We start from the raw sequence: 14,174 nt of genomic DNA, 5'->3' as shown, positions 1-14,174 counted from the left end.
CTACGCTGCAGGTGACATAACAACAATGAGCGACACCACTCTCGAAAGCGCCGGCCTGTCCCGACGCAGCCTGATGAAAGTCGGCCTGATCGGCGGCGCCTTCCTCGCCACCGCGGGCGTCACCGCCAGCCTCACCGGCTGTTCGGCGGAGAAACCGGCGAGCGGCCTGGAAAAGGTCCGCGAATCCGACCTGCCGTTCCTCCGTGCGCTGCTGCCGGTGATGCTGCTCGGCGCGGTTTCCGCCGAGCAGATGCCGAAAGCCGTGGAGGGCGCGATCCAGAGCCTCGACCACAACCTGGCGCGGCTCTCCCCGGAGATGTTCAAGCTCACCCAGCAACTCTTCGACGTGCTCGCCCTGCCGCTCACCCGTGGCCCGCTGACCGGTATCTGGGGCAGTTGGGAGAACGCCAGCGGCGACGACGTGCGGGCATTCCTTTCGCGCTGGGAAAACAGCTTCATCGGCCTGTTGCGGATGGGCCACAGTTCGCTGATGCAACTGGCGATGATGGCCTGGTACGCCCGCCCCGAGGCGTGGGCCCATTGTGGCTATCCCGGACCGCCGAAGATCGCTTGAGCCGCCCCCGGAACAATACGAAGAGCCCGAAGCCGCCTAGCCTGAGAGTGCATTCATGCCTGTACCCGATCTGTTCGCCGAGGGCCTCGCCCGCGGCTGGAAAACCTACAACGGCTCGCGCCTGGACGCCGACCTGGAGCTGGAGGCCGACGTGGTCGTGGTCGGCACCGGCGCCGGCGGCGGCACCACCGCGGAAATCCTCAGCGCCGCCGGCCTGAAGGTGCTGCTGGTGGAAGAAGGCCCGCTGAAGACCAGCAGCGATTTCAAGATGCAGGAGGCCGACGCCTACCCCGAGCTGTACCAGGAAGGCATCGGCCGGATGAGCAAGGACGGCGCCATCACCATCCTCCAGGGTCGCGCCGTGGGCGGCACCACCCTGATCAACTGGACCAGCAGCTTCCGCACCCCGGAACCGACCCTGCAGCACTGGGCCCAGGTCTACGGGGTCAAGGGCCACAGCGCGGAGGACATGGCGCCCTGGTTCGAGAAAATGGAGCAGCGCCTGCACGTGGCGCCCTGGGCGCTGCCGCCGAATGCCAACAACGACGTGATCCGCCTGGGCTGCGAGAAGCTCGGCTATCACTGGAAGGTCATCCCGCGCAACGTCCTCGGCTGCTGGAACCTCGGCTACTGCGGCATGGGCTGCCCGGTCAACGCCAAGCAGTCGATGCTGGTCACCACCATCCCGGCGACCCTCGACAAGGGCGGCGAGCTGCTCTACCTGGCGCGCGCCAACCGCCTGCTGCTGGATGGCGACAAGGTGACGGGCCTCGAATGCCTGGGCATGGATGAGCGCTGCGTGGCGCCCAACGGCCGCCGGATCAGGGTCCGGGCCAGGCACTACGTGCTGTCCGGCGGCGGCATCAACACCCCGGCGATTCTTCTCCGCTCGAAGGCGCCTGATCCGAGCCAGCGGGTCGGCAAGCGCACCTTCCTGCACACGGTGAATTTCAGCGCGGGGCTGTTCGACCGGGTGATCAACCCCTTCTACGGCGCACCGCAGTCGATCTACTCCGACCATTTCCAATGGGACGACGGTGTCACCGGACGCATGTCCTACAAACTGGAGGTGCCGCCGCTGCAACCGTCGCTGGCCTCGGTGCTGCTCGGCGGCTTCGGCAGCGACAACGCCCTGCGCATGGAACAGCTACCGCATACCAACATGATGCTCGCCCTGCTTCGCGACGGCTTCCACCCGGACAGCGCGGAGGGCTCGGTCGGCCTGCGCGGCGACGACACCCCGGTGCTCGACTACCGGATGACCGACTACACCTGGGACGGTATCCGCCGTGCCTTCCATACCATGGCGGAGATCCAGTTCGCCGCCGGCGCCCGGGAAGTGCGGCCGGTGCACAGCGACGCGCGTAGCGCGAAGAACCTGCAGGAGGCGCGCGGGATCATCGACGGCCTGCGCCTGGAGATCTACCGCACGCGCCTGGGCAGCGCCCACGTCATGGGCGGCTGCGCCATGGGCGAAGACCCGGCCGTGGCGGTGGCCGACAGCCTCGGCCGCCATCACCACCTGCGAAACCTGTCGATCCACGACGGCTCGCTGTTCCCTACCAGCATCGGCGCCAACCCGCAGCTCTCGGTCTACGGTCTTACCGCGCAACTGGCCAGCGCGCTGGCCGAACGCCTGGCCAGGGCCTGAACCGCCGCCGGGCCGGCCGCGCGCCGCGGCAGCCGGCCCGGCGCCATCAGACCTATGGGCTAAAGGCCGATGGCCCGTGCGTCTTGGCCGCACGGGCATCCCTGCGCTACCATCCGATTCCCTTACGAAACCCTGCCAGGACGTAGCGATGAACCGAGTGCTGTACCCAGGCACCTTCGATCCCATCACCAAGGGTCACGGCGATCTGATCGAACGTGCTTCACGGCTTTTCGACCATGTGATCATCGCGGTCGCCGCCAGCCCCAAGAAGAACCCCCTGTTCAGCCTGGAACAGCGGGTGGCGCTGGCCCAGGAGGTCACCAAGCACCTGCCGAACGTCGAGGTGGTGGGCTTCTCCACCCTGCTGGCGCACTTCGTCAAGGAGCAGAAGGCGAATGTCTTCCTCCGCGGCCTGCGCGCGGTTTCCGACTTCGAGTACGAGTTCCAGCTGGCCAACATGAACCGCCAGCTCGCCCCCGACGTGGAAAGCATGTTCCTCACCCCGTCGGAGAAGTATTCCTTCATTTCCTCGACGCTGGTCCGGGAAATCGCCGCTCTCGGCGGGGATATCAGCAAGTTCGTGCATCCGGCCGTGGCAGACGCCCTGGCGGAACGTTTCAAGCGCTGATCCGCATCTCTCCGCCGGCCTCCCGTCGGCGCCCCGCGTGCACTGCGGGCGCCGATGCGGCACAATTCCGCTATTCCCGTTACCGATGCCGTGGCTGTCCGTCGCGGTTGGAGTTGTTAGATGTCCCTGAAAATCACTGACGATTGCATCAATTGCGACGTCTGCGAACCCGAATGCCCGAACGGCGCGATCTCGCAAGGCGAAGAAATCTATGTGATCGATCCCAATCTCTGCACCGAGTGCGTCGGCCACTACGACGAGCCGCAGTGCCAGCAGGTCTGTCCGGTGGACTGCATTCCCCTCGACGACGCCAATGTCGAGAGCAAGGACCAGTTGATGGAGAAATACCGGAAGATCACCGGCAAGGCCTGATCCCCGCCGGCGCCTGTCCTTCAGGGACGGTTCGCGCCCCGTCCGACGCGCTTTTGGCTATCCTTGGCAATCCAGTCTGAGGCGTTCGCGGTCCCGTCCCGCGAACGCCGCTGAACAGTGAGCCGCCATGTCCTTCCTGAACCTGCCCGTCCGTACCCTGGTCGCCGCCTGCGGCCTGTCCCTGCTCAGCCTCGCGGCGCATGCCGACAGCTTTCGCGGCGACGCCCACGCACCGCAGCAGGCCGCCGTCGCCACGCCACATCCGGCCGCGACCGTCGCCGGCCTGGAAACCCTGGCCAATGGCGGCAACGCCTTCGACGCCGCGGCGGCCATCGCCGCTGCCCTGGCGGTAGCCGAGCCTTACGGCTCGGGACTCGGCGGCGGTGGATTCTTCCTTCTGCGCCAGGCCGGCGCGCAGCCGACCTATCGCTTCCTCGACGCCCGCGAGCGCGCGCCGAAGGCCGCCTACGCCGACATGTACCGGCGCAACGGTAAGGTCGACCCCAGGCTGTCCGTCGACGGCCCGCTGGCGGCGGCGATCCCCGGCCTGCCGGCGGCGCTGGTCGAATTGAGCGGCCGCTACGGACGCAAGCCCCTGGCCGACAACCTGGTGCCGGCGATCCGCCTGGCGGTGGATGGCGTATCCGTCGACCGGATCTACCGTGACCGCGCCGCCATGCGCCTGGAAGCGATGCGCAAGGACCCGGAAACCGCGCGGATCTTCCTCGACAAGGGCGGAATCCCCGACGAATGGAACCTGCTCCGCCAACCGCAGTTGGCACGTACCCTGGAACGCCTCGGGCGCTACGGGCGGATCGGTTTCTACGAAGGCGAGACAGCGGACAAGCTGCTCACCGGGGTCCGCGCCGGCGGCGGCATCTGGAGCGCGGCCGACCTGCGCGACTACCGGGTGATCGAACGCCGCCCGCTGGAGGTGAAGCTGGCCAACGGCCGCGAACTGATCAGCGCACCGCCGCCCTCGGCCGGCGGCGTGGCCCTGGCACAGAGCCTGCAGATGCTGGAACAGCTGCCGTGGCAGAAGGCCGAGCCGGTACAGCGCGCCCATTACGTGCTGGAGGTCCTGCGCCGTGCCTACCGCGATCGAGGCCTGCTCGGCGACCCCGACTTCGTCGCCAACCCGCTACCCAGCCTACTGGCGCCGGACTACCTGAAGCGCCTTGCCGCCAGCATCGACCCGCGCCGCGCCACGCCCAGCTCGGCGCTGCCGGAGGCGCCGGCCTGGCGCGAAGGCGACCACACCACCCACTTCGCGGTGATCGATGCCCAGGGCAACGCGGTGGCCGCCACCCTCTCGGTGAACCTGCCGTTCGGCGCCGCCTTCACCGTTCCCGGTACCGGCGTGGTGCTGAACAACGAGATGGACGATTTCGCCGCCGACACCCAGGGCGCCAACAGCTACGGCCTGGCCGGCAGCCAGGCGAACGCGGTGGCGGCCGGCAAGCGCCCGCTGTCGAGCATGAGCCCGAGCTTCCTGGAAAGCCCGACCGACTTCGCCGCCTTCGGCACCCCTGGCGGCAGCCGCATCCCGAGCATGGTGCTGATCTCCATGCTGCAGTACTTCGACGGCCGCCCGGTCGGCCAATGGGTCGCCGCGCCGCGCTACCACCACCAGTACAAGCCGGACGTCGTCGAGTACGAACCGCGCGCCTTCAGCGATGCCGAGGCCGCCGAACTGCGCCGGCGCGGCTATCAGCTCAAACGCCTGGAGCGCAGCTACGGCAACCAGCAGGTGCTCTACTGGGACAAGCGCAGCGGCCGCGTCGACGCCGCCAGCGACCCGCGCGGGATCGGTTATTCGGCGTTTTCCCCGGAGATGCAGGCACAGCCCCAGGCGCACTGAACCCCAGGAGAGCGGCGAAACGAGAGACAGCGCTCAAAAACGCGGATACCAGCGATCGATGATGGCCTTTTGACATCCATCCATGCTAGCTTGCGCGCCGCCGCGCAGGCGGCTCACACGGATACTGGATAATCAAAAGCAAGGAAACCCGATGTCGCTGTTTCGTCCCCTCCTGATCGCCTCCACCCTCGCCCTCGCCAGCGGTTGCGCCAGCGGCCTCAACTCGCAGCAGACGGCCGAACTTGAGTATTACGAAGCCCGCAACCTGGCGGTCATCGAGAAATCCCCCGGCACCGGCGCGGCCCTCGGCCTGCTCCCCGGCGGCGGCTCCTTCTACGGCCGTTCCTACGGACTCGGGGTGGTCAACCTGCTGTTCTGGCCGCTGTCGATCCTCTGGGACCCGGTGAGCGGCTACGACGCATCCCAGCGCATCAACTACACCGCGACCCGGGTGCACCTGGAGAAGCTGCGCCAGCGCGACTTCGACGAACTGCAACGGCTGGCCGACAACGGCGCATTGGACGGCGCCACGCTGGCGCGGAAGCGCCAGGACGTGGAAACGAAATACCGCTACACCCCCTGAACAAGAAAAAGCCGATCGATGACCGGCCGGGTCCTCCTCGACCGACAGGGCGCCCCGGCCCACGCGTAGACGTCTCGCCGACGAGTCCGGCTGGCAATCCAGGCGGCGGGCCTCACTGGCTCGCCGCTTCAGCCGCCTGTTGCGCATCCTCCGCACTGGCTTCCACCGCCTCCGGTTCAGACGAGGCGCCCTCCATGCCTCGGCCGGAGTGCCGGCGATCGGCGACACCGGAGCAGTCGGCGACGCCGGACAGCTCTCCATCCAGCGCAGCGTGAATCCAGTTTTCCAGGCGGGTGTACCAGGCTGCGTTCGCGGCGCTCTCCAGCCAGGCGATGGCATCCGCATCCTGCTGCTGTGCGGCCTTTTCCAGCCAGAGCCGTGCTTGCAGCTTGTTCATCCCGGCACCGGAACCGTTCCAGTAGGCCTCGCCCACCTTGAACTGGGCACGGGTATCTCCCTGGGTCGCAGCCTTGCAGAACCACTGGAAGGCCTTTTCCCGGCTGCCGGCATAACGGTCCAGCAGGGCGGCTTCCTCGTCTGAAGTGGCGGAATAGACGCCTTGCGAGTCGTCCAGGTAGAACCATCCCAGATTGGTTTCGGCGTCTTCGCTACCGCTGGCCGCCGCACGTTCGAACCAGGTCCCGGCCTTCACCCGGTCCTGGTCGACCCCTTCGCCTCTCCAGTAGAGAACGCCCATTTCATTCTGGGCGGCGGCATCCCCCTGCTCCGCGGCCTTCCGGAACCAGCGTGCCGCCTCGGTCTTGTCCTGTGGCCCGCCGTCACCATCGCGATAGAGCATGGCCAGTTGGATCTGCGCGCGGACCATCCCCGCAGCGGCCGCCTTGCCCCACCATTCGCGCGCGCTGGCGTAGTTCTGTTGCTGGTAGAAGTAGGCGCCGAAATCGAACAGAGCCTGCGGCTCCCCCGTCTCGGCGGCCTGGCGGAGGCGGGTGAATTCGGCGAACAGTTCATCGCCGCGCTTGTCGCCCTGCTCGGCCTTGGACTGCTCCTTGGCGAGGTCGGACACCGCGTCCTCCGCCCAGGCGAACGAGGGTACGGCAAGAGCAAGGACGGACAGGAACACCCACTGACTGAACATACGCGAAATCCTTATCTTGGTTGAGCCGGTCGGCCACCCCTGGTCGACCTTGTGACCTTGCTGGTCAGCAGGACAGTGTCACCATCGGAGAGTCCGATCAAGTGCCGCGAACGGTCCGTGCGGAACATCTGTCATCGGCCGATGCGGCGCTATAGCTGCCGCCTGCCGTGGCGGAAGAAAAGACTTAGCCCAATCTCCGTGCCCCCTGCAATGCATCGAGAAAACAAAAAGCCGGTCGATGACCGGCTTTTTTTCATTCCGTTGGAAACTCAGCTTTCGTCGTGGTTATAGCCGCTGGTGGTGCAGCCCAGGCAACGGACGAAGGCTTCCTTGCCCGGATCGACCACCAGCGCCTGGCCGGCCTTGCCGACGCTGCCGCTGGCCGCGGTGAACGGCAGGCTGACCACGAAGGCCACCGCCCCGACGGCCGTGGCGGCGATCAGGAAGGGACGGGCGATGAGCAGATCGCCGATCATGGCGTACGCGGGGGGCGCTTCGACGGTGTACATCGGGTCGCCGCTGGCGTTTTCCTGCACGGCATCCGCCAGCGCGGGCATGGACGAGAGCCCGGTGGTCAGCGCCAGCACGAGCGCGGTGGTGCGAAACAGGTTCATGGAGGCGGTCCTTTCTGGTTTTTGGTTGGGCAGATATCGCCTAACTATAACAGCGCTGCGGGTAGTGCCAGCGTGACCGCCTTCAATCGCCGAGGAATGCGTAGTGCGGCTTTTTCGGGATGAACGGCCGGTAGAAGCCAATCAGGCTGCACAGGTCGGCGTCCTCGTTGCCGGTCGGCCAGAAGGGTTCGCCGATGACGATCCGCCGGTTCTCGTAGTCCAGCGCCGCCGGCACCACCGGCACGCCGGCGCCACGGGCGATGTGGTAGAAGCCCATGCGCCAGCGGTCGACCTTCTTGCGCGTGCCTTCCGGAGCGATGATCAGCATGAACTCACGGTGCTCGCGGAAGGCCTGGATCGCCTGGTCCACGGTATTCAGCTTCAGGTGGCGCTGGATCGGGATACCGCCCCAGCGCCGCATCAGGCCGCCTAGCGGGCCGTTGAACAGGGTGTGCTTGCCGAACCAGCGGGCGTTCAGGCGCAGGACGAACTTGGCGGCAAGGAAGGCCACGAAGTCCCAGTTCGAGGTGTGGTGGGCGCCGATCACCACGAACTTGTCGAGCGCGGGCAATTGGCCCTCGATCTTCCAGCCGGAGAGTTTCAGCATGGCATGGCCGAGCGACTCGACCAGGGTGTTGCGAGGCAGGTAATTGCCGGACATCGTGCACCTTTCTTATGGCAGGCCGCTCACCGTGGCGGCCCTTCTTGTGGCGGTAGAGTATGCGCGGCGCGGCGCTTCAGCGTTGGCAGCGCGGGCAGTACACGCTGGCGCGCTGGCCTAGGCGGATCTCGCGCAGGGTGCTGCCGCAGACCTTGCAGAACTCCCCGCCACGGCCATAGACGAACAATTCCTGCTGGAAGTAACCGGGCTGGCCGTCGCCGCCGACGAAATCGCGCAGGGTGGTGCCGCCGCGCTCGATGGCGATCGCCAGGATCCGCTTGATCTCCTCCGCCAGGCGCAGGTAGCGCGCCTTGGAGATGCTCCCGGCGGGCTTGCGCGGATCGATGCCGGCGGCGAACAGCGCTTCGCTGGCGTAGATGTTGCCGACCCCGACCACCACCGCGTTGTCCATGATGAACGGCTTGACCGCCATGCTCCGCCCGCGCGACAGCTCGAACAGACGCTGGCCGGCGAAAGCGTCGGTCAGCGGTTCCGGGCCGAGGTTGCGCAGCAGCTCGTGTTCCAGTGGCGCCAGGCTCCAGAGCATGGCGCCGAAGCGCCGCGGATCGGTGTAGCGCAGGGCCATGCCCGAGGCCAACTCGATGTCGACGTGCTCGTGGCGACTGGCCGGGGTGCCGCTCTCCACCAGCCTCAGGCTGCCGGACATGCCCAGGTGGCTGATCAGCGTACCGGCCTCGGCGCCCAGCAGCAGGTACTTGGCGCGGCGCTCGACGCTGACGATGCGTTGTCCGGACAGGCGCACGTCCAGGTCTTCGGGGATCGGCCAGCGCAGCCGCCGCTCGCGCACGATCACGCGCTCGACGCGCTGGCCTTCGAGGTAGGGGGCGATGCCCCGGCGGGTGGTTTCGACTTCGGGTAGTTCGGGCATGGCGGCAGCAATCCGGTTGACCGCGGCACCTTAGCAGGAAGCGCCGCGGCGCGGCCAGTCAGTAGCTGCCCTGGCCGACGCCCAGCTCGAGAATCGAGCCCTTGAGGTTCTCGAAGTCGTAGTCGGTGAGCCCGACGTAGTCCAGCACCAGCGCGCCGATGCTGTTCCACTCGTGGTCTTCCGGCTGGTTGCCGAGAATCCGGTGCGAGCCGCAGATGTGCTCGGCCATCTTCAGGATCGCCAGTAGGTTCTTCAGCTGGGTGTCGCGGGCCGACTCGTCGCCGAAGATCGACAGCGCGTTGTGGTGGTTGGCGATCGCCTCGCAGACGTGCTCCGGCAGGCGCCAGGAGCGCGCGGTGTAGTAGCCGACCACCGCATGGTTGGTGTTCAGCACGCGGTTCTCGGTGTCCACCACCCGGCGCTCGTCGCTGGCGGCGGCATAGGCCTCCTCCAGCACCGCCATATAGTGCGGGAAGCGCTTGAGCATCAGCGGAATGCCGCAGTTGTGGAACAGGCCGAGGGCGTAGGCTTCGTCCACCGACTCGTAGCCGACCCGCTTGGCCAGGCTCAGGCAGCTCATGGCCACGTCCTGGGCGGTGTCCCAGAAACGGTTGAGGGTGACGATGGTGTCGTCGCTCATCTCGCCCTTGATCGACTGGGCATTGATCAGGTTGATCACCGAACGACTGCCCAGCAGGTTCACCGCGCGCTGGATCGAAGTGATGCGGTTGGCCAGGCCGAAGAACGGCGAGTTCACCAGTTTCAGGAGGGCGCCGGAAAGGCCCGGGTCCTGGCTGATCAGCCTGGCGATGTTCTTCAGGTCCGGATTGGGCATGACCTGCTCCATCTGCAGGTCGACCATGATCTGGGGTTGCGGCGGCACGCTGATGCCTTGCAGGGCCTGGCGGATCTGCTCGGCGGTGAGTTCTTGGACCATGAGGGCGGGGGCGAAAGTTGACGGTGTGCGCAGTTTACCCGGAGAACCCCGCCATGGGGCGGGCTTCTGCCGGAAAAGCGGCGCCAGGCAACGGGCATGGAACTTTTCCCGCAGCCGCCAGGGTCGGAATGTATACCCCCATCCGATATCGGGAGACACGCCATGACCCAATCCCTGCACGGCAAGGTCGTCGCCGCCCTGGTGACCGACGGTTTCGAACAGATCGAACTGATCGGTCCGAAAAAAGCCCTGGAAGACGCCGGCGCCACGGTAAGGATTCTTTCCGACAAGGCCGGCGAGGTGCGCGGCTGGAACCATCACCAGCCAGCCGACGCCTTCCGCGTCGACGGCACCTTCGAAGACGCCAGCCTGGACGACTACGACGCCCTGCTGCTGCCCGGCGGGGTGGTCAATTCCGACCAGATCCGCAGCCTGGCCAAGGCCCAGGAACTGGCGATCCGCGCCGAACAGGCGAGCAAGCCGGTGGCGGTGATCTGCCACGGCGCCTGGCTGCTGATCTCCGCCGGACTGGTGCAGGGTCGTACCCTGACCAGTTGGCCGTCGCTCAAGGACGACATCAACAACGCCGGCGGCCACTGGGTGGACCAGGAGGTAGCGGTGGACGGCAAGCTGGTGAGCAGCCGCAAACCCGAAGACATCCCGGCCTTCAACCGTCGATTCATCGAAATCCTCGCCGGCTGAACGGCCCGCGTTCGCGCAGCGGCGAATCCCGTCGCTGCGCTATAATCGCGCTCTTTTGCCGGAGCCTTTCCCATGACCCTGCCCAGCTTGCGTCTCAAAGCCAACGCCGAGCGCCGCCTGCGCGCCGGCCACCTGTGGGTCTACAGCAACGAGGTGGATGTCGCCGCGACGCCGCTGAATGCCTTCGCCGCCGGCGACCAGGCGGTGCTGGAAATGGCCAACGGCAAGCCGCTGGGCATCGTCGCGCTGAGCCCGAACAATCTCATCTGCGGCCGCCTCATTTCCCGTGATACCAAGCACGTTCTCGACAAATCACTGCTGGTTCATCGCATCAACATCGCCCTCAGCCTGCGCGAGCGGCTTTTCGACAAGCCGTTCTACCGGCTGGTCTACGGCGATTCCGACCTGCTGCCCGGCCTGGTGGTCGATCGCTTCGGCGACGTGCTGGTGGTGCAACTGGCGTCCGCGGCCATGGAACTGCGCAAGGACGAGGTGCTCGCTGCCCTGCTGCAGGTGCTCAAGCCCGCCGCCGTGCTCTGGAAGAACGACTCCAGCGCGCGCGACGCCGAGGGCCTGGAGCGCTACGTGGCCAACGCCTACGGCGAAGTGCCGGAGTGGGTCGCGCTGGAAGAGAACGGCGTGAAGTTCGAGGCGCCGGTGCTGGCCGGGCAGAAGACCGGCTGGTTCTACGACCACCGCATGAACCGCGCGCGCCTGGCGCCCTACGTGCAGGGCAAGCGGGTCCTCGACCTGTTCAGCTATATCGGTGGCTGGGGCATCCAGGCCGCCGCCTTCGGCGCCAGCGAAGTGATGTGCGTGGACGCGTCCGCCTTCGCCCTCGACGGCGTCGAGCGCAACGCGGCGCTGAACGGCGTGGCGGAGAAGGTCGCCTGCGTCGAGGGCGACGTGTTCGAGGCCCTGCGCGAGCTGAAGGCCGCCGACGAACGCTTCGACGTGGTGATCGCCGACCCGCCGGCCTTCATCAAGCGCAAGAAGGACCTGAAGAACGGCGAGGCCGCCTACCGCCGTCTCAACGAACAGGCCATGCGCCTGCTGAGCAAGGACGGCATCCTGGTCAGCGCCTCCTGCTCGATGCACCTGCCCGAGGACGACCTGCAGAACATCCTGATCGGCAGCGCCCGCCATCTCGACCGCAACATCCAGCTGCTCGAGCGCGGCGGCCAGGGCCCCGACCATCCGGTGCACCTGGCGATCGCGGAAACCCGCTACATCAAGAGCCTGACCTGCCGGCTGCTGCCCAACGGCTGAGCCCGTCCCGGCGGATGAGCGCCTGCGTTCATCCGCCCTACGGCCACCGCCTCTCATGGCGCGACGGGCGGCGCAAGACGCCAGCCGGGTCGCGACGCGCCGCTCCGCCGACCGCCAGCCTTCCCCATTCGCCCGCTCTGGGCTTAGAATCCGGGCATTCCTCGCCAATCATCCCCCGGCGGGCAGTGAGCCCAGGCCGTCGCCAATGGTGACCCCATTCAGACCCCGGCCAACTCCGTACACTCGGCTATTCCCCGTTTGCATCCGGTTCCTTCGACGCTCACGATACAGTCATAACCCGAACCTGATTAGCCGCAGGAAATCGTCATGCCCGATTACCGCTCGAAAACCTCCACCCACGGCCGCAACATGGCCGGCGCCCGCGCCCTCTGGCGCGCCACCGGGATGAAGGACGAAGACTTCAAGAAGCCGATCATCGCCATCGCCAACTCCTTCACCCAGTTCGTGCCCGGCCACGTGCACCTGAAGGACCTCGGCCAACTGGTCGCCCGCGAGATCGAGAAGGCCGGCGGCGTGGCCAAGGAATTCAACACCATCGCCGTCGACGACGGCATCGCCATGGGCCACGACGGCATGCTCTATTCGCTGCCGAGCCGGGAGATCATCGCCGACTCCGTGGAATACATGGTCAACGCCCACTGCGCCGACGCCATCGTCTGCATCTCCAACTGCGACAAGATCACCCCCGGCATGCTGATGGCCGCGCTGCGCCTGAACATCCCGGTAGTGTTCGTCTCCGGCGGGCCGATGGAAGCCGGCAAGACCAAGCTGGCCAGCCACGGCCTGGACCTGGTCGATGCCATGGTGGTGGCCGCCGACGACTCCTGCTCCGACGAGAAGGTCGCCGAGTACGAGCGCAGCGCCTGCCCGACCTGCGGCTCCTGCTCCGGCATGTTCACCGCCAACTCGATGAACTGCCTGACCGAGGCGCTCGGCCTGTCGCTGCCGGGCAACGGCTCGACCCTGGCCACCCACGCCGACCGCGAGCAACTGTTCCTGCGCGCCGGGCGCCTGGCCGTGGAACTCTGCCAGCGCTACTACGGCGAAGGCGACGACAGCGTGCTGCCGCGCAACATCGCCAACTTCAAGGCCTTCGAGAACGCCATGACCCTGGACATCGCCATGGGCGGCTCGACCAATACCATCCTGCACCTGCTGGCCGCCGCCCAGGAGGCCGAGGTGCCGTTCGACCTGCGCGACATCGACCGCCTGTCACGCAAGGTGCCACAACTGTGCAAGGTGGCGCCGAACATCCAGAAGTACCACATGGAAGACGTGCATCGCGCCGGCGGCATCTTCTCCATCCTCGGCGAACTGGCCCGCGGTGGCCTGCTGCACACCGACGTCCCCACCGTGCACAGCCCGAGCATGGCCGACGCCATCGCCCAGTGGGACATCACCCAGACCCGCGACGAAGCCGTGCACACCTTCTTCAAGGCCGGTCCGGCGGGCATCCCGACCCAGACCGCGTTCAGCCAGAACACCCGCTGGCCGAGCCTGGACGACGACCGCGCCGAGGGCTGCATCCGCAGCGTCGAGCATGCCTATTCCAAGGAAGGCGGGCTGGCCGTGCTCTACGGCAACATCGCTCTCGACGGCTGCGTGGTGAAGACCGCCGGGGTCGACGAGTCGATCCACGTGTTCGAAGGCAGCGCGAAGATCTTCGAAAGCCAGGACGCCGCGGTGAAAGGCATCCTCGGCGACGAGGTGAAGGCCGGCGACATCGTGATCATCCGCTACGAAGGACCGAAGGGCGGGCCGGGCATGCAGGAAATGCTCTATCCGACCAGCTACCTGAAGTCCAAGGGCCTGGGCAAGCAGTGCGCCCTGCTCACCGACGGACGCTTCTCCGGCGGCACCTCGGGCCTGTCCATCGGCCACGCCTCCCCGGAAGCCGCCGCCGGCGGCGCCATCGGCCTGGTGCAGGACGGCGACAAGGTGCTGATCGACATTCCCAATCGCTCGATCAACCTGCTGGTCAGCGACGAAGAACTCGCCGCACGCCGCGCCGAACAGGACAAGAAGGGCTGGAAGCCGGCCGCGCCGCGTGCCCGCCGCGTCAGCACCGCGCTCAAGGCCTACGCCCTGCTCGCCACCAGCGCCGACAAGGGCGCGGTACGCAACAAGGCACTGCTGGACGGCTGAATCGTCCCGCGACGAAAAAAGCCCGGTCCCGCGCCGGGCTTTTTCATTCACGCGTGCGCGCGCCGAATGGCGGATAATCGCAAGCGGTCATTCGCCCTACCGCTCACCCACGCTCCAACCGTAGGGCGCATACGCCACCGGCGTTATCCGCCGACATGCGGCGCAGCC

At 66.9% G+C, this 14,174-nt stretch carries 14 protein-coding genes; 9 read left to right on the top strand and 5 right to left on the bottom strand.

What is annotated here, in order from left to right; translation table 11 throughout:
• Positions 1-25: 25 nt before the first annotated feature.
• The 6 genes from HMPREF2924_RS25440 to HMPREF2924_RS25415 all read left to right on the top strand — a co-directional run bounded on the left by HMPREF2924_RS25440 (position 26) and on the right by HMPREF2924_RS25415 (position 5,669).
• Positions 26-574 carry a hypothetical protein gene (locus HMPREF2924_RS25440; protein WP_003084486.1) on the top strand — a complete coding sequence of 183 codons (549 nt, stop codon included), beginning with the start codon at positions 26-28 and terminating at the stop codon, positions 572-574.
• A 55-nt stretch (positions 575-629) separates the two neighbouring features.
• Positions 630-2,225: a GMC family oxidoreductase gene (locus HMPREF2924_RS25435; RefSeq protein ID WP_003128925.1), complete on the top strand. Its 1,596-nt coding sequence runs from the start codon at positions 630-632 to the stop codon at positions 2,223-2,225.
• 148 nt (positions 2,226-2,373) lie between these two features.
• A complete protein-coding gene (gene coaD, locus HMPREF2924_RS25430; RefSeq protein ID WP_003084466.1) occupies positions 2,374-2,853 on the top strand; it encodes a pantetheine-phosphate adenylyltransferase in 480 nt (159 codons plus the stop codon).
• 120 nt (positions 2,854-2,973) lie between these two features.
• The gene (locus HMPREF2924_RS25425; RefSeq protein ID WP_003084462.1) at positions 2,974-3,225 is read left to right on the top strand and encodes a YfhL family 4Fe-4S dicluster ferredoxin; all 252 of its coding nucleotides are present in this window, start codon (positions 2,974-2,976) and stop codon (positions 3,223-3,225) included.
• A 127-nt stretch (positions 3,226-3,352) separates the two neighbouring features.
• Positions 3,353-5,086, top strand: coding sequence for a gamma-glutamyltransferase (ggt, locus tag HMPREF2924_RS25420; protein ID WP_003128924.1), 1,734 nt, complete (start codon positions 3,353-3,355; stop codon positions 5,084-5,086).
• 151 nt (positions 5,087-5,237) lie between these two features.
• The gene (locus HMPREF2924_RS25415; protein ID WP_003084454.1) at positions 5,238-5,669 is read left to right on the top strand and encodes a hypothetical protein; all 432 of its coding nucleotides are present in this window, start codon (positions 5,238-5,240) and stop codon (positions 5,667-5,669) included.
• A 112-nt stretch (positions 5,670-5,781) separates the two neighbouring features.
• On the opposite strand, the gene HMPREF2924_RS25410 is transcribed toward HMPREF2924_RS25415, so the two are convergent.
• The 5 genes from HMPREF2924_RS25410 to HMPREF2924_RS25390 form a co-directional block, all read right to left on the bottom strand.
• A complete protein-coding gene (locus HMPREF2924_RS25410; protein WP_003128921.1) occupies positions 5,782-6,768 on the bottom strand; it encodes a tetratricopeptide repeat protein in 987 nt (328 codons plus the stop codon).
• 269 nt (positions 6,769-7,037) lie between these two features.
• Positions 7,038-7,382, bottom strand: coding sequence for a hypothetical protein (locus HMPREF2924_RS25405; protein WP_003084452.1), 345 nt, complete (start codon positions 7,380-7,382; stop codon positions 7,038-7,040).
• An 82-nt stretch (positions 7,383-7,464) separates the two neighbouring features.
• The gene (locus tag HMPREF2924_RS25400) at positions 7,465-8,043 is read right to left on the bottom strand and encodes a lysophospholipid acyltransferase family protein (RefSeq protein ID WP_003084450.1); all 579 of its coding nucleotides are present in this window, start codon (positions 8,041-8,043) and stop codon (positions 7,465-7,467) included.
• Positions 8,044-8,119: 76 nt separating this feature from the next.
• Positions 8,120-8,932: a bifunctional DNA-formamidopyrimidine glycosylase/DNA-(apurinic or apyrimidinic site) lyase gene (gene mutM / locus HMPREF2924_RS25395; protein ID WP_003102876.1), complete on the bottom strand. Its 813-nt coding sequence runs from the start codon at positions 8,930-8,932 to the stop codon at positions 8,120-8,122.
• A 58-nt stretch (positions 8,933-8,990) separates the two neighbouring features.
• Positions 8,991-9,815 carry an HDOD domain-containing protein gene (locus tag HMPREF2924_RS25390; protein ID WP_003128920.1) on the bottom strand — a complete coding sequence of 275 codons (825 nt, stop codon included), beginning with the start codon at positions 9,813-9,815 and terminating at the stop codon, positions 8,991-8,993.
• 216 nt (positions 9,816-10,031) lie between these two features.
• Here HMPREF2924_RS25390 and pfpI point away from each other — a divergent pair, with 216 nt between their 5' ends.
• The 3 genes from pfpI to ilvD all read left to right on the top strand — a co-directional run bounded on the left by pfpI (position 10,032) and on the right by ilvD (position 14,006).
• Complete coding sequence (pfpI, locus tag HMPREF2924_RS25385) at positions 10,032-10,571, top strand: protease PfpI (RefSeq protein WP_003128919.1); 540 nt, start codon at positions 10,032-10,034, stop codon at positions 10,569-10,571.
• Positions 10,572-10,643: 72 nt separating this feature from the next.
• Positions 10,644-11,840: a class I SAM-dependent rRNA methyltransferase gene (locus HMPREF2924_RS25380; protein WP_003084438.1), complete on the top strand. Its 1,197-nt coding sequence runs from the start codon at positions 10,644-10,646 to the stop codon at positions 11,838-11,840.
• 327 nt (positions 11,841-12,167) lie between these two features.
• Positions 12,168-14,006, top strand: coding sequence for a dihydroxy-acid dehydratase (ilvD, locus tag HMPREF2924_RS25375; RefSeq protein ID WP_003084436.1), 1,839 nt, complete (start codon positions 12,168-12,170; stop codon positions 14,004-14,006).
• Positions 14,007-14,174 lie beyond the last annotated feature (168 nt).

This window comes from Pseudomonas sp. HMSC063H08 (assembly GCF_001813645.1).
GTDB lineage: Bacteria > Pseudomonadota > Gammaproteobacteria > Pseudomonadales > Pseudomonadaceae > Pseudomonas > Pseudomonas aeruginosa.
The sequence above is the reverse complement of the archived record's forward strand: the minus strand, read 5'-3'. Positions and strand labels throughout refer to the sequence as shown.